This window comes from uncultured Paracoccus sp., from assembly GCF_947496875.1.
Taxonomy (GTDB): domain Bacteria; phylum Pseudomonadota; class Alphaproteobacteria; order Rhodobacterales; family Rhodobacteraceae; genus Paracoccus.
Window position 1 is genome coordinate 1 of sequence record NZ_CANMEH010000104.1, and the last position, 268, is coordinate 268.

Below are 268 nucleotides of genomic sequence, written 5' to 3' on the forward strand. Positions count from 1 at the left end.
GCATCGTCATGGCGGTCGCGCAGGGTGCGGGGGTGCTCGGGCGCCTGCTCTGGGGCTGGCTGGCAGACCGCCATGTGCGGCCGCGGACGATGCTGAGCCTGCTGAGCATCGTCATGGCTGCCTGCATGGGGGGCATGGCTCTGACCGGCCCCGACTGGGCGCTGTGGATTGTCATCCTGGTCGCGGTCGGATCCGGCGCAACCGCCATCGGCTGGAACGGTGTCTTTCTCGCCGAGGTCGCCCGGCTCTCTCCGCCCGGCATGGCCGG

The 268-nt window shown here is 71.3% G+C and carries 1 protein-coding gene; it reads left to right on the forward strand.

What is annotated here, in order from left to right; translation table 11 throughout:
• Positions 1–268 (forward strand): hypothetical protein (locus Q0938_RS19305; RefSeq protein WP_299365751.1); only part of this gene is annotated, 268 nt, incomplete at both ends.